Genomic DNA, 23,456 nt, shown 5'->3' on the forward strand with positions numbered 1-23,456 from the left:
TTTTTATAGATTGTTTAAAGCATCTTCAGCAGCCATTTGTGCTTCAATGTCAGAAATTGAATAGACATTTTCGCTAGCAACAACGACTTCTTTTGGCTCCATGTTACGGTATGTTGCCATACCAGTACCGGCAGGAATAATCTTACCGATGATAACATTTTCTTTCAATCCAAGTAATGGGTCTTTCTTACCGCGAATTGCAGCATCGGTTAATACCCGAGTTGTTTCTTGGAATGAAGCAGCTGACAAGAAGCTGTTTGTTTCTAATGACGCTTTAGTAATACCTAATAAGACTGGACGACTTGTTGCTGGTACGCCACCAGTAATAATGGTTTTGTAGTTTTGATCTTTGAAATCAGCAATATCTAGTAAAGTACCTGGTAAGATGTCAGTATCACCTGGATCCATGATCCGGACTTTACGTAACATTTGACGAACCATTACTTCGATATGTTTGTCGCCGATTTCTACCCCTTGCATCCGGTATACACGTTGTACTTCACGTAGCAAGTAAGTCTCAACTGAAATCACATCCCGCACTTGTAATAAGTGTTTAGGATCAATTGAACCTTCAGTTAGGCGAGCGCCACGATGGATCATGTCGCCTTCTGCCACTTTCATACGAGCAGTATATGGAACTGTGTAAGTCCGAGTATCAGTTTCACCTTTGACAGTAACTTCTTTTGTCCGGGTTGAGGCTTCTTCAACGATTTCAGTTACTACACCAGTAACTTCAGTAATCACAGCAAGACCTTTTGGATTACGCGCTTCAAAAATTTCTTGAACCCGAGGAAGACCTTGAGTGATGTCGTCTCCGGCAACCCCGCCGGTATGGAAAGTACGCATGGTTAACTGAGTACCTGGTTCACCGATTGATTGGGCAGCGATTGTACCAACTGCTTCACCAACTTCAACATCATCACCAGTTGCCAAGTTACGACCGTAACAATGTTTACATACACCGTGTTTCGTATTACATGTAAAGACTGAACGAATCGTCACAGTTTCAACACCAGCATCAAGCACAAGCTTAGCATCTGCTTCGCTAATCAAAGCATCTGCGCCTAGCAATACTTCGCCAGTTTCTGGATGACGAACAGTTTTTTGAGTATAACGACCCACTAAACGTTCTTCTAACGCTTCGATAATTTCGTTACCTTCACGAATTGTAGAGATTTCTAGACCACGGTCAGTACCACAATCTTCTTCTCGTACGATTACATCTTGGGCAACGTCAACTAAACGACGTGTTAAGTAACCTGAATCGGCAGTCTTCAAGGCAGTATCGGTCATCCCTTTACGCGCCCCGTGAGTAGAGATAAACATTTCCAAGACTGAAAGTCCTTCTCGGAAGTTTGAGATGATTGGTAATTCCATGATTTGTCCATTCGGAGCGGCCATCAATCCACGCATCCCAGCAAGCTGAGTAAAGTTGGAGATGTTACCACGGGCTCCAGAATCTGACATCATGAAGATTGGGTTTTTCGCATCTAATGATTCCATCAGTTTTTGTTGGATTTCATCTTTTGCAGCATTCCAAACGCCAATTACACGTTCATAACGTTCATCATCAGTAATCAAACCACGACGGAATTGTTTCGTGATAGTACCCACTTGTCCGTGAGCATCATCAATGATTTGATGTTTTTCAGCCAAGGCAGAAATATCAGCAATCCCTACGGTCATCCCAGCCATTGTTGAATGTTTGTATCCTAAATCTTTCATGCGGTCAAGCATCATTGAAGTGTCTGTTACTTTGAAACGTTTGAAGACTTCAGCAATGATATTACCCAGATTTTTCTTCTTGAATGGTAAGATGACCTCTTGTTCAGCAATTGCTGCTGGAATATCACTACCACGTTCAACAAAATATTTATCTGGTGTTGCTTGCGTTAAGTTTGCATCAGTTGGTTCATTTAAATAAGGGAATTCTTGTGGCATAATATCATTGAAGATAATTTTACCAACGGTTGTAATTAATAACCGTTCTTTTTGCCATTCTGTAAATGGTTTGTCCCCTAAAGTATTTGGATCAACAGCTACACGTGAGTGTAAATGGACATAACCATTGCGCCATGCTAAAACAGCTTCATTCATGTCGCGGAAGATCATGCCTTCGCCTTCGCGGCCTTCTTCTTCCATTGTTAGGTAGTAGTTCCCTAATACCATATCTTGAGATGGTGTAACGACTGGTTTACCATCTTTTGGATTCAGAATGTGGGTAGCAGCTAGCATTAACATCCGAGCTTCGGCTTGAGCTTCTTCACCTAAAGGTAAATGCACCGCCATTTGGTCTCCATCGAAATCGGCATTGTAGGCTTCACACACTAATGGGTGCAAGCGAATGGCGCGACCTTCAACCAAGATTGGTTCGAATGCTTGGATACCTAGTCTGTGTAGCGTAGGTGCCCGGTTAAGTAACACTGGATGTTCTTGAATAACTTCTTCTAATACATCCCAAACGACATCTTCTTGACGTTCGATTTTACGTTTTGCATTTTTGATATTTGAAGCAATTTCTCGTTGTACTAATTCTTTCATCACGAAAGGCTTGAACAATTCGATTGCCATTTCTTTTGGTAAACCACATTGGTACATTTGTAAAGTTGGTCCTACAACGATTACTGAACGTGCTGAGTAGTCAACCCGTTTACCCAGTAAGTTCTGACGGAAACGACCTTGTTTCCCTTTCAACATATGAGAAAGAGATTTCAATGGGCGGTTACCTGGACCAGTAACTGGACGACCACGACGACCGTTATCGATTAAAGCATCAACGGCTTCTTGTAGCATCCGTTTTTCATTTTGAACAATGATATTGGGTGCATTTAAATCTAATAGACGTTTCAAACGGTTATTCCGGTTAATTACTCGACGATACAAATCATTTAAGTCAGAAGTCGCAAAACGACCACCTTCTAATTGCACCATTGGACGTAAATCTGGCGGGATAACAGGGATAACATCCATAACCATCCAGCTTGGACGATTACCAGAAGAACGGAAAGCTTCTAAAACATCTAGACGACGAATTGCTCGAGTCCGTTTTTGTCCTTGAGCTGTTTTAAGCTCTTCTTTTAATTCAGCAGATTCGCCTTCTAGATCAACTTGATCTAACAATTGTTTGATTGCTTCTGCACCCATTGCTGCGTGGAATTCTTGACCGTATTGGTCACGTTTTTCGCGGTATTCGCGTTCAGTTAGTAATTGTTTCTTTTCTAAACTAGTATTACCAGCATCAATAACCACATATGAGGCAAAATAGATAATTTCTTCTAAAGCACGAGGACTCATATCTAAAATAAGACCCATTCTTGAAGGAATTCCTTTAAAGTACCAAATGTGTGTTACAGGTGCAGCTAGTTCGATATGACCCATCCGTTCACGACGAACTTTTGAGCGTGTAACTTCTACACCACAACGATCACAAACAATACCTTTATAACGAATTCTCTTATATTTACCACAGGCGCATTCCCAGTCTTTGGTTGGCCCAAAAATTCTTTCATCGAATAAACCTTCACGTTCAGGTTTTAAAGTACGATAGTTAATGGTTTCAGGTTTTTTAACCTCACCATATGACCAGCTTCTGATTTTTTCAGGAGAAGCCAAACCTATTTGCATACTCTCGAATTTATTTACATCGATCAAAAGGGTTTCCCTCCATTTCATTTTAAGGCAGGACTAAATCTTTTGGTTTAGTTCTAACGGTTAAGTGGCAGTCGGCTTCGCAAGGAAACCGACTGACCGGCTATTTTATAAGTCTTCTGCAGTTTCGATTTCTTGGACTAAGTCAGATTTTTCTTCAGCCACCTGTGCTTTTGCTTGTTGTTCTAAATCTTTTGCTGTTTGTTGTTGCTCAGCAAATTTAGTCAAAGCATCGACAGTGATTAAATCATCGTCATCATCATCCATGTCACGAAGTTCGATTTCTTTGTCTTCGATATCTAAAACTTGCATATCTAAACCAAGGGCTTGTAACTCTTTCACTAATACGCGGAAAGATTCAGGTACACCTGGTTTTGGAATTGGTTCACCTTTGACGATGGCTTCGTATGTTTTCACCCGACCAACTACATCATCTGATTTGTAAGTCAAGATTTCTTGTAATGTATAAGCAGCACCGTAAGCTTCTAGAGCCCATACTTCCATTTCACCAAAACGTTGTCCACCAAACTGTGCTTTACCACCCAATGGTTGTTGGGTAACAAGTGAGTAAGGTCCAATTGAACGAGCATGCAATTTATCATCAACCATATGGGCCAATTTAATCATGTACATAACACCGACAGAAATCCGATTATCAAAGGCTTCACCAGTCCGACCATCATATAAAACAGTCTTGGCATCGCCAGCTAGACTTGCTTCACGAACCGTTTCCCAAACATCTTTATCCTGCGCGCCATCAAATACTGGTGTCGCAACGTGGATACCTAATGAACGAGCAGCCATTCCTAAATGCAATTCTAATACTTGTCCGATATTCATCCGAGAAGGAACCCCTAATGGATTTAACATGACATCGACTGGTGTACCATCTGGTAGGTAAGGCATGTCTTCTTCCGGCATAATCCGAGAAACGACCCCTTTGTTACCATGACGTCCGGCCATCTTGTCACCTTCATGGATTTTACGTTTTTGTACGATATAAACCCGAACTAACATATTTACACCTGGAGATAATTCATCGCCAGCTTCACGAGTAAAGATTTTCACATCGTGAACGATCCCGCCGCCGCCATGAGGCACACGTAATGAAGTATCACGAACTTCACGGGCTTTTTCACCGAAGATTGCATGCAATAGACGTTCTTCAGCAGATAATTCCGTAACCCCTTTAGGCGTCACTTTACCAACTAATAAATCACCATCATAAACTTCAGCACCAATGCGAATAACACCCATTTCGTCTAAGTTTTTCAATGCGTCTTCCCCAACGTTCGGGATTTCGCGAGTGATTTCTTCAGGTCCTAATTTTGTATCTCTGGCTTCTGATTCATATTCTTCAATATGGACAGAAGTATAAACATCATCTTTTACTAAACGACGGCTCATAATAATCGCATCTTCATAGTTGTAACCTTCCCAAGTCATGAAGGCTACGACAACGTTTTGACCTAAAGCCAATTCGCCATTTTCCATTGAAGGGCCATCAGCTAAGATATCACCAGCTTCAACTTCTTCACCAAGGCCAACTAAAGCACGTTGGTTATAGTTAGTGCCTGAGTTTGAACGACGGAATTTAGTAATGTCATATTTATCTAATGCATCGTTTGCGCGACGCACACGAACTTCACTCGCATCAACGAATTCAACGACACCATCGTGTTTACAAATTAAAGCAGCGCCTGAGTCATGAGCTGCTTTATATTCCATACCAGTCCCAACCCAAGGAGAACGAGGGTTAATCAATGGCACAGCTTGCCGCTGCATGTTGGCACCCATTAAGGCACGGTTTGAGTCATCGTTTTCTAAGAAAGGAATACACGCTGTCGCTACCGCAACTACTTGTTTTGGTGACACATCCATGTAATCGATCTTATCTACGGTTACTTCTAAGTTTTCTGAAGTGGCACGGGCCATTACGATATCATCCACAAAAGTACCATCATCATTTAATTTACTGTTTGCTTGAGCCACTACGTAGTGATCTTCAATGTCAGCAGTTAAATAATCAATTTTATCGGTTACGCGACCAGTTGAACGATCTACGCGACGATATGGTGTTTCAATAAAACCAAATTTATTTACTTTAGCGTATGAAGCTAGTGAGTTGATCAACCCAATGTTTGGACCTTCGGGTGTTTCAATTGGACACATCCGGCCATAGTGGGAATAGTGAACATCTCGTACTTCATAACCCGCACGGTCCCGAGTCAAACCACCAGGCCCTAAGGCTGATAGACGACGTTTATGCGTCAATTCACCTAATGGGTTCGTTTGATCCATGAACTGTGACAACTGAGAAGAACCAAAGAATTCTTTGATACTTGCGACAACTGGGCGAATATTAATTAATTGTTGCGGTGTCAAAGTTTCAGTATCTTGAATTGACATTCTTTCACGTACTACACGTTCCATCCGCGCCAAACCAATCCGAAATTGGTTTTGTAATAATTCCCCAACCGAACGAATACGACGGTTACCTAAATGGTCGATATCATCCACATTGCCGATACCTTCCATTAAGTTTAAGAAATAACTCATTGAAGCGATAATATCCGCTGGACGTACTGTCCGAACAGAAGAATCAGGATAGCCATTTCCGATAACTGTAATGACTCTTTCAGGATCTTTTGGAGAATAAACTTTAATTGGTTGAACCACCATGTCGTCAGTTACAACAGCATCATCTGATGGGAAATAAGTTACTTTATTTAAACCATTTTCCAAATGTGGTCCTAATTCATCCATCACTTGGTGGGTTAAAACAGTATCTTTTGCAACGATTACTTCACCTGTTTCAGCATCTACTAAAGTTTCCGCTAAAGTTAAGTTTAATAAACGTGTTTTTAAATCTAATTTTTTATTTACTTTGTAACGACCAACATTCGCTAAGTCGTAACGCTTTGGATCGAAGAAACGGGCTGTTAACAAGCTTCTTGAGCTATCAGCTGTTTTAGGTTCACCTGGACGTAAACGTTCGTATACATCTTTCAAACCTTCTTCAGTTCTTGAATCACTAGGGTTTTTGTGTAAATCTTTTTCAATCGTATTGTGTAATGATTCGCTTTCGCCGAAGATTTCCATGATTGTATCATCAGAACCAAAACCTAAAGCACGAACCAAAGTTGTTAATGGAATTTTACGCGTACGGTCAATTCTTACATAAGAAATATCTTTTGCATCAGTTTCCATTTCCAACCATGCACCACGGTTAGGAATGACAGTTGAACCAAAACCTTCTTTACCATTTTTATCCACTTTTCCATGGAAATAAACACCTGGTGAACGAACTAATTGTGATACGATTACCCGTTCTGCTCCGTTAATAATAAATGTGCCTTGTTCAGTCATTAATGGGAAATCACCAAAGAATACTTCTTGGGATTTGATTTCTCCAGTTTCACGATTGATTAATCGTAAAACAACATGTAATGGTGCTGAATAGTTTGCGTCATGTTGACGTGCTTCTGCAACAGTATATTTAGGCTCTTTCAAATCATAATCTACAAATTCAAGTGACAAGTTTCCGTTAAAGTCATCAATTGGCAAGATGTCTTCAAACATTTCTCGCAAACCCTCATCTAGGAACCATTGGTATGAATCTGATTGGATTTCAATCAAATTTGGTAATTCCAACACTTCACTGATTCGTGCGAAGCTTCTGCGTTCTCGGTGTTTCCCGTATTTTACTACGTGTCCAGCCAAGTTCTTCACCCCTCTTAAAAAGTCTGAAAACTAGCTCGAAAATTAAGTTACATTTTAATTACAAAAATTAAAATTATGTAACAACAGACATTTTTTGCGGCTTTTAGGCGAAAAAAAAACCAAAAATAGAACGTTCTTCGGTTGAAGCTTCTACTTTTGTTTTCCCTATAGAGCCGGAACGGACAATATTTCGCTCCTGCCTTAATCATTTCAAATAGTTTTTGCAACTTCGAATGATACAGCATACGAACAAAAAAGTCAAGGGCTGATGAAGGCCCTTGACTGACTTTTGTCTATTATTATAGATTGGTGTTTTTTTTTAGATCTTCTATAATGAAAAGTAAATTATTTTAAAAGAGGGTGTAATTATGAAAAAAACGATTAATGTTGTAGGTGCAATTATTTTTAAAGATAATAAGATTCTTTGTGCAAAACGTGGACCTGGAAAATCCTTAGCTAATTTCTGGGAATTTCCAGGTGGTAAAATAGAATTAGATGAATCTCCAATAGCAGCTTTGAAAAGAGAACTAAATGAAGAACTACAAATCTCGGTATCTGTTGATCCAGAAAAATTTGTTTCGACAAGACATGAATACGATTTTGGTATCATTCATTTAACAACTTTTATTTGTCACTTAACTACTGGGGAACCAAAATTAACAGAACATATTGAAATTAGATGGTTATCTGTGAAGCAGCTGACCCAATTGGAATGGGCCCCTGCTGATATACCAACTGTAAGCAAACTCATAAAAGATAATACTTAAGGAGATTACCAAATGGATGTTTTAGAACAATCTTTAAAAAAAGGGTTTATTAATAAAGAAATAGAGAGTTCAAAATATGACCCTCAACTGATTATTAATCAACCCGCTAAAAATAATTATGTCTTGAATACTATACAAAATGAAATCGACACATGTACTAATTTTTTCTTTTCAATTGCTTTTATTACACAAGCAGGCATAAATGGATTGAAATCTCATCTTTCTGATTTAAACAGACGTGGTATTACTGGAAAAATTTTGACTTCTACCTATCTGCTTTTTAATCACCCTGACGTTTTCGAATCCTTACTAAATATTCCTAATTTAGAAGTTCGAATATCAAAAAAAGTGGGATTTCATGCTAAAGGTTACTTATTTGATCAAGCAGATTATCGTACTTTCATTATCGGTAGCTCAAACCTAACAATGAATGCTTTGAAACAAAATTATGAATGGAATATTCGTCTAACTTCTTATGAGAATGGTGATATTATCCATCAAGTTACCAATCAATTAAAAGAAGACTGGGCTACTGCCGTACTGTTAACTTCTGATTGGATAAAACAGTACAGAGTAATTTATAAACCAGTAAATTACTCATCCGATTTCTCCACTACTCAGGATCAGACTCTAAATTCTAATGATTACATTGTTCCTAATCAAATGCAAAAAACAGCATTGACTAATTTAAAAAATCTAAGAAAATCTGGCGCTGAAAAAGCTTTGATTATTTCTGCAACAGGTACTGGAAAAACATACTTAGCAGCTTTTGACGTTTTACAATTTCAACCTAAAAAAATGTTATTCATTGTTCACCGCGAACAAATTTTAAATAAAGCAAAAGAATCTTTTGAAAAAATCATTGGTGGAGATTCATCCGACTACGGTGTTTTGTCTGGTAATACAAAAGAATTGGATGCAAAATATCTCTTTGCGACTATCCAAACTATCTCAAAACCTAAGTATCAAGAACTCTTTAATAAAAAATTTTTCGATTATATTTTAATTGACGAAGTTCATAAAGCTGGTGCAAAAACGTATTTATCGACTTTAAATTATTTTGATCCTGATTTTCTTTTAGGTATGACAGCTACGCCTGAGCGAACAGATAATTTTAATATTTTTGAGTTATTTGACTATAACATCGCCTATGAAATTCGTTTGCAAGAAGCTTTAGAAGAAGATTTTTTATGTCCTTTCCATTATTTTGGGGTAACCGATTACGAAAAAGATAATGAAATTATTTCAGAAACCTCCGATCTAAATTTGTTAACTACATCAGAGCGTGTAGACTTTTTAATTGAGAAAATTAATTACTACGGCTGTTCCCATAATGACCCAAAGGGATTAATCTTTTGCAGTCGAAAGGAAGAAGCAATAAACCTTTGTAATCAATTTAATCAAGCCGGGATTAAGAGTAGCTATCTTATCGGTGACAACTCTATTTTAGAAAGAGAAATAGAAATAGAAAAATTAGAAGCAGGTTTAATTCATTATATTTTTACTGTTGATATTTTTAACGAAGGAATTGATATTCCAAAGATAAATCAAGTGATAATGCTGCGGAATACAAAATCAAATATTATTTTTATCCAACAACTTGGTCGCGGATTACGAAAAGATTCTTCGAAAGAATTTGTAACAATCATTGATTTTATCGGAAACTATAAAAATAACTATATGATTCCAATGGCTTTGTCCGGTGATCTTTCTAGAAATAAAGATTCATTACGAAAAGATACTTTCGACACAAATTTTATTACTGGAATCTCTTCAATAAATTTTGAAGAAATTGCTAAAGAACGGATATACAAGTCAATCAATCAAGCTGCTCTGGATTCAATGAAAGAGCTGAAAGAAATTTTTCAGAGTGCTAAATATCGCTTGAATAGAACGCCAATGCTAATAGACTTTTTAGATTTAGAAAGTATTGACCCTTATGTTATTGCCGCTAAGTACAAATCTTATTATAATTTTTTAGTTAAACTAAAGGAGCAAAAAGAAGTTTTATCAGATCGAGCAGTTCTTTACCTAAATTTCTTGACAAGCGAATTATTACCAGGGAAGCGGCCACATGATAGTTTATTATTAAAAAGATTATTAGTAAAAAAAAGAATGACTTTAAAACAAGTTTCACAATTGTTTTCTAGTGAAAATTTAGTATCTTCAGAAGATCTTGTATTATCAACGTTGGATACTTTATCCTTAAACTTTTATACAGGAACTTTTAAAAAAAATTATGAACAAGCTACATTTATCTCTTTTGATCAAGAAAACGTTTGGCTCACAACTGATTTTCTAGAAGAGCTACACAATAAATATTTTCAAGAATTACTCATTGATACACTAAATACCGCATTAAAAAAGTCTAAATCTTTTAATCAATCACAATTATTAACACCTTATCTAAAATATCGTCGTAGAGACGTTTTAAGATTATTAAACTGGTCTACACAAATGGTTGATCAAAATATTGGTGGTTATACGTATAAAAATAATAAGTTCGTAATTTTTGTTACTCTAGATAAAGGGGCTTCTTTTAAAGGGGCCTTAATGGCCTATGAAGACGAACTTATTGACGAACAAACAATGCGGTGGTTTACAAAATCTCCAAGAACTTTAAATTCCCCAGAAGTTAAAATTTTGAGTAATCCAATTGATTGGGATTTTTTTGTTTTTGCAAAAAAATCTGATGATGAAGGTACTGAATTTTACTATTTAGGTAAAGTATCACCAGTCCTTGATTCCATTCAACAACTTAAGAAACCACTCCAAGAAGGGAAAGAACAAAATGTTGTCGAACTAGATTTGAAATTTCATCAGCCCATTGAAACAACGCTTTATAAATACCTACAAAAATAAAAATTTAATCTAGTCATATTTTCTTATTAGAACATATGACTGGACTTTTTTATTTACACACATTATTTTCTTTACTAGAGAAGGTGAAGAAATGAATCAACTAGTCAGTGTGATTGTTCCGGTTTACAATATTGACGCGTATTTAGCGAAGAGCGTTGCAACTATTCTGTCGCAAACTTATTCGAATATCGAAATTTTATTGATCGATGATCATTCAAAAGATAATAGTTTTTCAGTCATGGAAAATTTGGCTGCTCAAGATGATCGCGTAAAGATTTTTCGTTTGGATCATCATCGTGGTGTTTCTAGTGCTCGCAATTTTGGTATTAAAAAAGCAAAGGGTACGTTTATCAGCTTTGTTGATGGCGACGATTTATTGGCACCTCAGTTTATTGAAGCTTTAACTGAACAGATGAATGATGAGATTGCCTTGGCTACGGTGGGTTATCAATGGGGCTATCGTAATGCTGCTTCATCAGAAAAGGTCCAGTTACTTAGTCGAAAAGAAATCTTCACTGCGGTGAACTCTTTTGACAGTCCAATTGGTGGTTATATTTGGAATAAATTATTTCGTCATGCTGTTTTATTAGATGAGAAAATTCTTTTTGATGAAAAAATAGCTTTGGCAGAAGATCTATGGTTTACTGCTGAATATATTGCTAAAGCGCCCCAAGCTACCTTTAGTTTTCTACCACAAATGCTTTATCAAAAGGTCAATCGACCTACAAGTACGATTCATCAGGCTAGTCGGGATATGCGTCAAATGGAACAGATTATTCGCCGCAAAATTGATACTCTGGGTAAACAAATCAAAAACTGATTTGGGTCTTGACTCTTTTAGTAAATTGTTTTACTTTAAATAGTGAATAAATCGTACAGATAACACAGCGATAAGTTGTGTCGAGAGAGAGGCGGTTTCTATTAATTTAGAAGCCGACTCTCTTTTTTTATGAAATTTTGAGGTGATTGAATGAAAGAGAAAAAAATCCATTTAACGATGGCGGTTTTGGCAACCGGAATAATGTCTTTTGCCGGGGTTTTGATTGAAACTGCTATGAATGTTACTTTCCCCACATTGATTAAACAATTTGGCATTTCTACTGGGACGGTGCAATGGGTAACCACTATTTATTTATTGGTGATTGCCATTATGGTGCCGTTGGCGAATTTTTTATTGAAAAACATGACCTTACGTCGCTTATTTTTTATCGCTAATGTGATTTTTATTTTAGGTATCGTGACCGATTTCTTGGCCTTTAATTTTCCAATTTTATTGTTGGGACGGATTTTACAAGGAATTAGTACGGGAATTGCTTTGCCGTTAATGTTTCATATTATTTTGAAATACTCTCCGCTAAAAATGCGCGGAACCATGATGGGTTTAGGGACACTAACAACCTCGATCGCCCCAGCGATTGGCCCAACCTATGGTGGTATTTTAACTTCGGCGTTATCTTGGCATTATATTTTTATTTTCCTAGTGCCGGTGCTGTTACTTTCTTTAGTTTTAGGCTTAATTGCCATTCCTGATTTACCAATTGAAAAAAGTGGAAAATTGGATTTAGTTAGCTTGTTAGGTTTGGCTTTATTGTTTAGCGGAAGCTTAATTTTCTTAAATCAAATTGGTAGCTGGTTGAGCATTATTCCTTTAGCTGTCGGTATCTTAGGCTTAGTAATCTTTTATCGCCAAGCAACTCACACAAAAGAACCTTTAGTTAGTTTGAAAATTTTAAAAAATTCAGCTTTTCGGACCTTTTTATTAGCCTTTTTAGTTTGTCAGTTTTTACTATTAGGTGTTTCTTTTGTTTTACCAAACTTTGTTCAAATCGTTTTAGGTAAAGATGCTTTTGTGGCTGGTTTAGTGATGTTTCCTGGAGCAACCGTTGGGGCTTTATTAGCACCCATCTCGGGACGGATGCTCGATCAGTTTGGTCCAAAAAAACCAATCTTAATTGGTTTGGCGCTGGCTGCTATTGGCTGGACGGGATTAACAATTATTTTACGGGCACCGATTTTGTTAGGATTAGTTGCAGGACATGTATTTTATATGATCGGTATAGGTTTTGCTTACAGTAATTTAATGACCAGCGGCATGAGTCAAATTGATGATGCTGATTTTGGCGATGGCAATACAATTTTTAATACTTTACAACAATTTGCTGGTGCTGTAGCGACAGCAATTGTGGCTACCATTATCAATTTTGTCCAAAATCATCAAGCTGATTTAATCAGTGGAACTATTTTAGGTTCTCAATTGGCATTAGCCTTTTTATTAGTCTTATTATTGTTAGTTTTTGTTGCTGTTTGGCGAGAATTTCAGCGTCAAAAAAAATAACTATTTTCGAGCCGCATTTTTTCCAAAAATTTCATGAAAGTGCTAGTATACAGTCATCATAAAGGAGACGATATTTATGGCTACACTTACACAAGAAATGAAAGATATGATTGGCGCACAATTAAGTTTTATTGCAACAACTGATGCAACAGGTTATCCTCAAATTGGTCCTAAAGGTACCTTACGTGTTTTAGATGACCATCATTTGATTTATAACGAACACACTGGCAAACAAGCTTGGCAAAATGTTCAAGTCAATCCGCGAGTAGTTGTTGCGACAGTTGATCATCCTAAATTTAAAGGCTTCCGTTTTGAAGGTCCGGTAGAAATTCACACAGATGATGAAATTTTTGCATCCGCGAAAAAATTCGCAGCTGATTCAGGGCATTTACCTGAACCTAAAGCAGCGATTGTTGTCGACATTACCAAAATCTATTTGTTAGATGCTGGTCCACACGCCGGAGATTTGATTGAAGGCTAAATAGCGGTACACTAGACGTAGACGATTTTAATCGTTTGCGTCATTTTATTTCATTTAGAAAAGAGGAATTTCATGAAAAATTTTACGACAATTCACCATGTGGCAATTATTGCTTCTGATTACAAAAAAACCAAACAATTTTACGGTGAAATATTATCGTTGCCACTGATTAGAGAGCATTATCGGAAAGAGCGCAACGACTACAAATTGGATTATCAACTAGACAACGATGCAGAATTAGAAATATTTGTAGTCGAAAATCCGCCAAAACGTCCTAGTTTTCCTGAAGCTAATGGTTTACGACATTTGGCCTTTAAAACTGAAAATATCGAAGCTGCCGTTGCATATTTAGAGGAAAAAGATGTTCGTTGTGAGCCTTTGAGAGTGGATGATTTTACTGGAGAGAAAATGACTTTCTTTTTTGATCCTGATGGCTTACCGCTGGAATTACACGAATAAAAAAAGGATGCCCACCAGTCGGGGAACTGGTGGGCTAGGAGTTAAAAATGAAAAAAAGTGTTAGGGTTTGTTTGTTGGTATGCTTATATATTAATCACAAATTGTGAATATCTTATGAATAAAACTAGGAAATCTTGGGGTTTATTTATAAAGATAAGTTCCTGCTTGTTGCGGAACCACTTCCATATGCCAGCTGAAAATTTGTTGTCCACTATTTTGTGGTGTACCGCCGCCATTGACTGCCGCCGATATAATTTCACCTCTTTCAACGAATGGGTGCAGATAATGATTAAAAGCTTCTTCTAGGGGTGAATTTTTTGTCACACCGACACTCGATTGACTACCTTGACGGTGACTAGAAATATTAAATAGTGGTAGCTCTCTAGTCTCTTGATTTAAGAAATCTTGCATCGCCAGAACTGCTTGATCTAATTTTTGATTTAAGGCTGGTGAAAAATCTTCACTAATAAATTGGATCGTCAAGGGTAAATTGGTTTGCTGAATCACAGCTACTTTATATTTATATGTCATATACATCACCTTTCTTTGTTGTATTCTATTAAACACGAACTTCAAGAATAATTTTTAATCAAAGATAGGGGATTATATGAATGATTGTTTAAGAAAAGGTAAGCAAGTCAATTAAGACAAAAGGATGCCCGCCAGTCGGGGAACTGGCGGGCTAGGAGTTAAAAATGAAAAAATATAGGGTTGTTTGTTGGTATGCATTTATAATAGTCGGAAAATGTGACGAAGTGATGAATAAAATAGGTAAAAAATAGAAAGTTTATTCGACGAAAAATCGGAATTGACAATTTTTTATTTAAGAGTAGAATAATAAAAACATTAAAATTTATAACTGATGACGAGGAAAGTAAATTTTTGCCTTGCTTAAGAGAAGCTCTGGTTGGTGCAAAGAGTCAGCAAAAAGAAGATTGAAAATGGCCTCTGAAGTTTTTTTGGCGATAAGTAGTCAAAAACGTCTGGTCTGCGCTAACAGACCGCTGATTGATTGATCAGGCAGAGGGGATTTTTCCCGAACAAAGGTGGTAACACGATATTTTCGTCCTTTTACTAGAAATAGTAAGAGGACTTTTTTTATTTTAAAAACAGAAAAGAGGAATTTATATGACAAAACAAACTATTCCATTCACCGTTGACCATGTAGGTAGTTTTTTACGTCCCCAAGCAATTCACGCGGCCCGTCGACAAGTAAAAGCTGGCACCTTATCACAAGAAGGACTACGAGAAATTGAAGATGCTGCCATTTTAGAATTAGTCGCGCAACAAAAAGCCGCTGGCATAAAAGGGATTACTGATGGTGAATTTCGTCGTGGTTTTTGGCACATTGATTTTCTAGAAAATTTAAATGGTGTGACTGGTTACGTGCCAGAAGCTGGCTACAATCAAACTTTTAAAGGTAAAGCAGCCCCTTCTTACAATATTCGGGTCACTGGACCGATTTCCTTTAATCAAGAACATCCTTTTTTAGCAGATTTTGTTTTCTTAAAAAATGCGGTAGAAACAGATGGTGAACATTTGGCAAAAGCGACCATCCCTAGTCCGACAATGATTTTACGCCAAGAATTATTAGCCAATGATGGTTCCGGTAAAATTCATGAAATCTATCCGAATTTAACCGATTTTTACACTGATTTAGCCACGACTTACCAATCAGCTATCCAAGCTTTTTATGCTTTAGGTTGTCGTTACTTACAATTTGATGATACTAACTGGGCCTTTTTAGCTGATGCTAATAAGCGGAATGAGTTAACGAAAAAAGGCATCAATCCCGATGAAATTGCTGATATTTGTCGCGATATTATTAATCAAGCATTGACGAATAAACCAGAAGATTTAACAATCACCACTCATATTTGTCGCGGCAATCACGCTTCCTCTTGGCTGTTTTCTGGTGGTTACGAACCAATTGCTGAAGCTTTATTTGCTACAAATTATGATGGTTTCTTTTTAGAATATGACAGCGATCGTTCTGGTGATTTTTCACCTTTACGCCACTGGCACTCACCAAATAGTAAAGTTGTTTTAGGCTTGGTGACTTCAAAATTCCCTGAACTAGAAGACCGACAAGCGATTGAAGCCCGAATTAATGAAGCAACTGAATTTATTCCATTGGAAAATTTAAGTATCAGCCCCCAATGCGGCTTTGCTTCGACTGAAGAAGGCAACCATTTAACAAATGAAGAACAATGGGCCAAAATTCAACTATTACAAGAAATTGCCAAAGATATTTGGTAAGCAAAAACAGCTTGAGGACAACACCTCAAGCTGTTTTTTATCTTTGAATAAAGTAACTGATCAAAGCAAAAATGAAAATGTGGGCAGGATAGAAAATGTAAAAGAAATTCCGCATACTCTTCCCTTTTGTTCCGTCATATAAAATAATCGGGATAGCAGAAAGTAGCATCATCCATTGATAATTATCCGTAAAAGGATTGCCCCCGCCAGCAAAATATGAAATCGCCGCAATCATGACTAAACTCAAGACCTGCCAGATTTTCTTACCGTGGAATAAATAAAACAATACTGCTAATAAAACAAATAAAATACCGCCTTCAGCTAACAATAAACTTGGTAAAAAGAAGCCCGAGAGTATCACAATCCAGTTAACTATTGTTGAATCTCCACCAGTAAAAATGCCTAAAAAAGGAAACACACTAGTTAAAATTGGTAATAAAAATAAACCAATACCACTTAAAATATCTTTATTGGATTTATTTTTAACACCTGATTTCAAAAATTCAATACTTTGCATATAAATTGTACCGACTAACAAGGTGCCAAAAATATTATTAATCACAATCGCATTACCTATTGCAAAATATGTATTTAAAATCCAATCACCAACACTCATAATCCAGAAGCCGATTAACAAACGAAACATATATTTTTTTCGATTACTAGTATGGATAAATCCTTCTGAGCTTTCAAATAAGAAAAGCGGTGCTGCGATTCGACCAATCCAATGAAACCACAATGGAATGCCTAAAAATGAGAAAAACTGTCCCAAATGATCGAAGACCATCGTAATAACACCGATGACTTTAATTTGAAACCCATTTACTTTTGTCTTCATATAAATCCCCTTTTATCTTTTTTTCTATCTTAAAGGAAATTCTTTTTTACGACCATCGAGACAGCTAACAACCGTCTTACATTTTTGTTCGCAAAAAAGACTATCCAAAAATTCGGATAGCCCTATCTATTATTTTCTTTTTAAACGAATCATTTTATCAATTTCAGTGATGACTAAAATAATCACACCAGAAGCAATCGCAATCCCCCAAGCAGTCCATGACATACTTGCTGTATGGAAAGCCTGCTGCATAAATGGTACGTAGGTTAACAACAGCTGCAAGATCAGCATAATCCCAATAATCAAAAATGCTTTCGGATTACTAAAAAAGGACTTCGATATCACTGGTTGACTGGTACGAATATTAAATAGATAGAAAATTTTACTCAAGACAACAATATTTACCATCATCGTACTAGCCACAACTTGACTGACTCCTTGATCCAATAGCCAATCATGAGCGACTATACTGATTAAAGCCATAATCACTGAGACATAAGCCATCTGCCAAATATCATGACGATTCAACAAACTACTACCGGTTTTTCGTGGTTTACGTTTCATTAAGCCAGCTTCTGCCGGTTCGAAAATAAAGGCAAACTGAATGGTGATTGCCGATACCATGTTAATCCATAATAATTGAGTGGGTTGTAAAGGCATCTCTTTTTGCATCAAAATTGTAAAAGCAATAATCAACCCTTCTGCAAAGGAAGTAGGCAATAAAAACAAAATACTTTTCTTAATATTGTCATAAATCCGTCGCCCTTCACGAATCGCCACCGACATTGTCCCAAAATTATCATCAGTCAAAATCATATCGGCGGAATCTTTGGCTACGTCAGTCCCTTTCATCCCCATTGCTACACCGATGTCCGCCCGTTTTAAAGCTGGTGCATCGTTGACTCCGTCACCAGTCATGGCAGTTACCTTGCCGCTATCTTGGAGGGCTTCAACGATATCCATTTTATTTTTTGGCGTGGTGCGGGCAAAAACTTGATTATTTAAAACCGCTTGTTTAAAATCTTCACCGGTTAATTCATCTAATTCGCCGCCAGTAATGACTTTAATTTTAGGCGCCAATCCTAATTTTTCACCGATTGCCTTAGCAGTTAAAGGATGGTCACCGGTAATCATTTTGACTGCAACACCAGCATCGTTCATTTCTTTCAAAGCTGGAATAACTTCTTCTCGTGGCGGATCGATAATTCCGGCGACACCGATTAGACAAATCCCTGCTTCTAATAATTCATGGGTAACTTCCGTCACACTGGCTGGCATTTTTTGGTACCCAACCGCCACCACCCGTTTGCCTTCTGCCGATAAATCAGTGACATGTTTTTGCCAATAATTTTTATCAAAATCACTTTCTGATTCTTCCGCCATCACAAATAATTTATCTGGCGAGCCTTTGATAAATAAGATTTTTTCACCTGCAGGATTTTCGACTAATTTTGCCATGTAACGATAATCGGAATCAAATGGCAGCATGTCAATCTCTTGATATTCAGGTGCGTCACAGCCTAATGCTTTATAGTATAAAGTTAAAAATGAGCCATCAGTTGGTTCACCATTGATTTGCCAGCGTCCGTCTTCTTCTACCAAAACAGTGTCATTGGCTTCATAACCAGCCTCAAGAAAAAGTGTTAGTTGTTGGCTGATTGTCGCTTTTTGACCTTCTTGCAAAATTTCACCGGTTGGCTGATAACCATCACCAGATACTTGATAATGACAATCGCGGAAAATAATATCTTTAACAGTCATTTCATTTTTTGTCAGCGTACCAGTCTTATCAGTAGCTACTACGTCAACTGAACCTAACGTTTCAACTGCCGGTAAAGTTTTAACAATTGTGTGTTTATTTTTTGCCATGTCACTAACACCCATTGCTAAAACCACTGAGGTTGTTGCTGGTAATCCTTCTGGAATTGAACCAACAATCATTGTCACTACCGCTAACGATAAAACGGAAAGGGAATAAGTTTTCAAAAACAAACTCACAATAAACAAAACAATCGCGACACCCATAATCACATAGGTAATCCCTTTTCCTAAGCCATCAATTTCTTGCATCAATGGCGTTTTACGATCATCAGCATTATTGACTTCAGTGGAAATTTTCCCGATCTCCGTTTGAGCGCCGACAGCAACTACAACACCCTCACCACTACCAGAAGTGACTGAAGTCGAAGCAAACGCTAAATTATTTTGCTCAGCTAAGGGAGTTTCACTATTTTCCAACGCTTCGATTTCTTTTTCAACGGAATCGGGTTCACCTGTCAACGCTGATTCTTGAATGCGTAGATTATCAGCCTCAACAATTCTCAAATCTGCCGGCACATTGTCCCCAGCTTCTAAGAAGACTACATCGCCTACAACAATGTCTTCTGCTGGCACATCGGTTCGAATGCCTTCACGATAAACCGTTGCCTCTGCTGACATCATTTCCTTAATTCGTTCTAATGCGTCAGAGGCGTTGGCTTCTTGGAAATAACCAATCAAAGCATTGACGATGACTACAATAGCAATAATCATCGCATCAGAACGGTGCCCCATGATTAACGTTAACAACGCTGAAATCATCAAAATACAAATAATCATATTGTTAAACTGTCGTAAAAACAAACGCCATTTTGGTGTTTTTTTACTTTCAATTTTGTTGGGACCATATTTGGCCAATTGTTCTTTGACTTGTTGTTCTGACAAACCTTCTGTTAACTCATTAATCTGATATTTTTCTAAAGTTTCTTCTACATTTAATTGAAAATCTTTTTTATTCATGTGTCTCTCCATCCTATTTTTTAAATTCAAACAAACAAAATAAGCCCCTTAAACCACACTTAATAAAAGTGCCGATTAACGCGCCAAAGCCTGTCTATTCACGTAAAAAATAAGTTAAAGCTACTAAGATTTTCTGCTCACCGTCGGGGGAGTCACTACTCATGATTTTACCACCTCCAAATTTTTTTGATGACTAAATCATAACAGCAGTTCTGGCCAAATGTCAAATTCAGAGAAAACATTTTAAAAAAATGCTCTCTCTAAAAAGTAATCTCAAACACCGAAATTTCTGGTATCACAACAAAACGAGCGTGCACTGAGGTCGTACCAATTCCAGTGTTAACATACAGTTTGGTGCCGTCAGCTAAAGTATACAAACCACGAGTATACTTTTTGGCTAACACATTGGTAACTTGATAAAAAGGTAACCAAACTTGTCCACCATGACTGTGTCCAGCCAAAACTAACTGGGTATCCGTTCCAATAAAATCATCCGCCACGTCTGGTTCGTGAGTCAGTAAAATCGAATAATCGACTTGTGAACGATAACTTAATGTAGCATCGACTGATGGATTTCCTAACAACGAATCATCCAATCCGCCAATAAAAACTTGCTTCCCATTTACATCAATCGTTTCGCCATCATTTTGCAAGACAGTAAAATCGGCACTATTCATCACATAGCGATAAATATTGGCGGCACCCCCACCATAATCATGATTGCCCCAGACAGCATACTTACCAATTGTTGCTTGCATATTTTTCAGCTGTTGAATAATTTCTGTTTCATTGGCATATTGACTGTAATTATCAAATAAATCACCGGTAAAAACAATGATATCTGGCTTTTTTTGATTTACTTTATCGACAATTTTGGTTAAACGATTGGCTTGATAACTTTCTGAAACTTGAATATCTGATAACTGCAGAACTTTTAATTCAGTCTTCGCTTCCCCGTAAGACAAAGGAATATGATGAACCACTGATAACCGAGGTTCAATTTTAAAAGCGTAAATCGGAATGAATACGACGATTAAAAAAAGTAACAGTAGGATTTTTTTGATTATTTTTCTTGTCTTCATTTATTTCTCCCGACTGGCACGATCGTCCCAATGTTTTCAGCTAATTTTTGATAAAGGATCACAATTGATAATCCGATAGTCACAGTTAAAGCGATCGCTAGTATTTTAATAATTAATTGTCTTTTTTGTTTGTTGGTCATGTTGTCATCTCCTCTTTAAAAAGAATAAAGAAGAAATGTGCAAAACTTGTGCAAAAAAAGAAGCAATGTCAAAAACATTACTTCAAAGGTAGTTTTATTACTGCAATAAATTGATTGTCTGCTTGCCTTAATTCCAACTGTCCACCTAAAGCGACCAAAGCTTCTTGGACAATCGACAAACCTAAACCTGTTCCAGCTAGATGCTGATTACGAGAAGTTTCTCCTACCACAAAAGGATCTGCTAAATGCGCCAACAGCTCAGCTTCAAGATTATTGGCATTATTCTTGAAGGTTACATAGTAAGCCCCGTTTTTTTCTTTGCCACTAATTTCCAATCTTTTATCTAAACTATATTTCATACCATTCGTAATCAAATTCAATAAAATAATTCGCAACAATTCTAGATTCGTTGTTAACTGACAATCTGCAATCTTTACCGTAAATTGAAATTTCGGATCAATTTTCTGGGCTTGTTGGATTTCTTGCAGGATTACTGGCTGAATCGCTACTTCAGTCATCGTTAAGGCTTCTTTCTCCTGTTGACTAAAGTTAAGTATTTGGCCAACCAGTTGATTCATTTGGTGAATCTGCTGATCTAAATCAGCTAAAAAAGTTGGACTAGTGATACCCATTTTTTCACTATCCACCAGTAGCTGCATTACCGACATGGGAGTTTTAATTTCATGAGCTAAATTACCGGCAAAATTTTTTAATTGCTGATTGCGTTTTAGTAGGCTGGTTTCATGTTGTTGCAGTGATTGATTCATTTGATTAATTGACTGACTTAACAATTTTAACTCATTGGTTTCTTCCACTGGGGTTTCCGCAAAATCTAGTTGCGAGATTTGACTCGTCCGCTGAACCAACCGATTAACCGGTTGAATGATTTGTTTGCGGACAATCAAGTACAATAAACCACTTAAAATCAATAAAAACAATACGACAGCCAATAAAACCAACGGTAACATAATACTCAATGCCTGACGGAAATTAGGAATACTCGTCCCCACCAAATACAAGGTTTGCCCTTTGTGGAAATAACGAGTATAAAAATCGGTTCCTTGGCGACTCTGATTATACAATCGTTGCACCGCTTCTTGTTGGGTCAACTGCGCTAAAGAAGCTTGATCCACCCAAAATTTATTTAAAGAAATACCTTGTCGCTGTAATTTAAAGCTGATCGCATCATTCAAATCGGTCTCTGAAAAAGATTGATATTTCGGTATTTTGACAATTACGACGGCGGAATCCAGCTGAGCCTCTTGATTATTTTGAATCATTTCTTCGGCTGTTTTTACTGGCTGTTCCATCTTCCAATAATAATAAGTAGGGAAAAGATAGCGATAGAACAAACCAAAAACTGCCAACATCAAAACAAAGACTACTAAAATGCGCTTCATCAATGCCACCGTCAAACTATTTTTCGGGAATTTCAAAACGATACCCCCTGCCGTAAACTGTTTGAATCAGTTCTTTACCGAACTTGTCCCGCAAAATCCGCACAAAACTATCAACCGTTCTTACGTCATTTTCATTATCCATGCCCCAGACCGCTAATAAAATTTGTTCTCGTGATAAGACTAGCGCTTGATTTTGATAAAAATAGTAAAGCAATTCATATTCTTTTTTACTCAACTTTATTTCTTGATCTTTAAATAAAACTTGCTGCTTATCAGGAACCACAACCAATTTCTGGTTAGGAGTTTGACCTAAAATACCTAGTAATTTTGCAACCCGCGCTAATAAAACTTCTGCATGAAAAGGTTTGGCTAAATAGTCGTCTACACCCGATACTAGGGCTTCAACTTCATCATTGGGTAAATTTTTAGCCGTCAGCATCAGAATTTTGATGGTTGTTTCTTGTTTCATCTGTTTTGCTGCCGTTAAACCGCTGATTTTTGGCATCATCCAATCCATGATGACCAAATCAAATTTTGTTTGATAAAAATAATCCAATGCCTCTTCACCATCCCGTGCTTCCACCACTTGATAACCTTGATGTAGTAAAATACGACTAATGAGCTGACGCATCTGATCTTGATCTTCACATAATAATATTTTCATTTTTTTCCTCGTATCATTAA

Annotated in this window: 16 protein-coding genes and 1 other annotated feature; of the genes, 7 read left to right on the forward strand and 9 right to left on the reverse strand. The window is 37.1% G+C overall.

Translation table 11 applies throughout. The features are described from left to right. Positions 1-3: 3 nt before the first annotated feature. Together rpoC and rpoB are read right to left on the reverse strand one after the other, a co-directional pair. Positions 4-3,651: a DNA-directed RNA polymerase subunit beta' gene (gene rpoC, locus ID741_RS03650; protein WP_281419043.1), complete on the reverse strand. Its 3,648-nt coding sequence runs from the start codon at positions 3,649-3,651 to the stop codon at positions 4-6. Positions 3,652-3,756: 105 nt separating this feature from the next. Further along, the gene (gene rpoB / locus ID741_RS03655) at positions 3,757-7,371 is read right to left on the reverse strand and encodes a DNA-directed RNA polymerase subunit beta (protein WP_218327124.1); all 3,615 of its coding nucleotides are present in this window, start codon (positions 7,369-7,371) and stop codon (positions 3,757-3,759) included. A 368-nt stretch (positions 7,372-7,739) separates the two neighbouring features. On the opposite strand from rpoB, the gene ID741_RS03660 reads away from it, so the two are divergent. From ID741_RS03660 to gloA2, 6 genes are all read left to right on the forward strand, one after another. Continuing rightward, on the forward strand, positions 7,740-8,138 hold the full coding sequence (locus ID741_RS03660; protein ID WP_438719087.1) for a (deoxy)nucleoside triphosphate pyrophosphohydrolase: 399 nt from the start codon (positions 7,740-7,742) through the stop codon (positions 8,136-8,138). A gap of 12 nt (positions 8,139-8,150) precedes the next feature. Further along, positions 8,151-11,000 carry a DUF3427 domain-containing protein gene (locus tag ID741_RS03665; RefSeq protein ID WP_438719089.1) on the forward strand — a complete coding sequence of 950 codons (2,850 nt, stop codon included), beginning with the start codon at positions 8,151-8,153 and terminating at the stop codon, positions 10,998-11,000. 91 nt (positions 11,001-11,091) lie between these two features. After that, the gene (locus ID741_RS03670) at positions 11,092-11,820 is read left to right on the forward strand and encodes a glycosyltransferase family 2 protein (RefSeq protein ID WP_438719090.1); all 729 of its coding nucleotides are present in this window, start codon (positions 11,092-11,094) and stop codon (positions 11,818-11,820) included. A 150-nt stretch (positions 11,821-11,970) separates the two neighbouring features. Continuing rightward, positions 11,971-13,335: an MFS transporter gene (locus ID741_RS03675; RefSeq protein WP_438719091.1), complete on the forward strand. Its 1,365-nt coding sequence runs from the start codon at positions 11,971-11,973 to the stop codon at positions 13,333-13,335. Positions 13,336-13,411: 76 nt separating this feature from the next. Continuing rightward, on the forward strand, positions 13,412-13,816 hold the full coding sequence (locus tag ID741_RS03680) for a pyridoxamine 5'-phosphate oxidase family protein (RefSeq protein WP_438719092.1): 405 nt from the start codon (positions 13,412-13,414) through the stop codon (positions 13,814-13,816). A gap of 72 nt (positions 13,817-13,888) precedes the next feature. Beyond that, positions 13,889-14,275 (forward strand): SMU1112c/YaeR family gloxylase I-like metalloprotein, encoded by a 387-nt coding sequence (gene gloA2 / locus ID741_RS03685; protein WP_438719093.1) that lies wholly within the window; start codon positions 13,889-13,891, stop codon positions 14,273-14,275. Between the two features lie 141 nt (positions 14,276-14,416). On the opposite strand, the gene ID741_RS03690 is transcribed toward gloA2, so the two are convergent. Continuing rightward, complete coding sequence (locus ID741_RS03690; RefSeq protein ID WP_438719094.1) at positions 14,417-14,806, reverse strand: hypothetical protein; 390 nt, start codon at positions 14,804-14,806, stop codon at positions 14,417-14,419. 322 nt (positions 14,807-15,128) lie between these two features. Next, positions 15,129-15,349: a binding site (T-box leader), on the forward strand. A gap of 54 nt (positions 15,350-15,403) precedes the next feature. On the opposite strand from ID741_RS03690, the gene ID741_RS03695 reads away from it, so the two are divergent. Next, the gene (locus ID741_RS03695; RefSeq protein ID WP_438719095.1) at positions 15,404-16,534 is read left to right on the forward strand and encodes a 5-methyltetrahydropteroyltriglutamate--homocysteine S-methyltransferase; all 1,131 of its coding nucleotides are present in this window, start codon (positions 15,404-15,406) and stop codon (positions 16,532-16,534) included. Between the two features lie 37 nt (positions 16,535-16,571). Here ID741_RS03695 and ID741_RS03700 read toward each other — a convergent pair whose 3' ends face one another. The 6 genes from ID741_RS03700 to ID741_RS03725 all read right to left on the reverse strand — a co-directional run bounded on the left by ID741_RS03700 (position 16,572) and on the right by ID741_RS03725 (position 23,436). Further along, positions 16,572-17,372: a TraX family protein gene (locus ID741_RS03700; RefSeq protein ID WP_438719096.1), complete on the reverse strand. Its 801-nt coding sequence runs from the start codon at positions 17,370-17,372 to the stop codon at positions 16,572-16,574. Positions 17,373-17,501: 129 nt separating this feature from the next. Then, complete coding sequence (locus ID741_RS03705) at positions 17,502-20,150, reverse strand: HAD-IC family P-type ATPase (RefSeq protein WP_438719097.1); 2,649 nt, start codon at positions 20,148-20,150, stop codon at positions 17,502-17,504. Between the two features lie 260 nt (positions 20,151-20,410). Next, entirely contained in the window at positions 20,411-21,232 is an 822-nt protein-coding gene (locus tag ID741_RS03710; RefSeq protein WP_438719098.1) for a metallophosphoesterase, read from the reverse strand. Further along, positions 21,229-21,372, reverse strand: coding sequence for a hypothetical protein (locus ID741_RS03715; protein ID WP_218327135.1), 144 nt, complete (start codon positions 21,370-21,372; stop codon positions 21,229-21,231). The genes ID741_RS03710 and ID741_RS03715 overlap by 4 nt, the downstream gene beginning before the upstream one ends. Positions 21,373-21,449: 77 nt before the next feature. Beyond that, entirely contained in the window at positions 21,450-22,808 is a 1,359-nt protein-coding gene (locus tag ID741_RS03720) for an ATP-binding protein (protein ID WP_438719100.1), read from the reverse strand. After that, positions 22,789-23,436 carry a response regulator transcription factor gene (locus tag ID741_RS03725; RefSeq protein WP_438719101.1) on the reverse strand — a complete coding sequence of 216 codons (648 nt, stop codon included), beginning with the start codon at positions 23,434-23,436 and terminating at the stop codon, positions 22,789-22,791. The genes ID741_RS03720 and ID741_RS03725 overlap by 20 nt, the downstream gene beginning before the upstream one ends. Between the last annotated feature and the right edge of the window lie 20 nt (positions 23,437-23,456).

Origin of the sequence: Enterococcus sp. AZ103 (genome assembly GCF_051714685.1) — a bacterium.
GTDB classification, from domain to species: Bacteria; Bacillota; Bacilli; order Lactobacillales; family Enterococcaceae; genus Enterococcus_A; species Enterococcus_A alishanensis.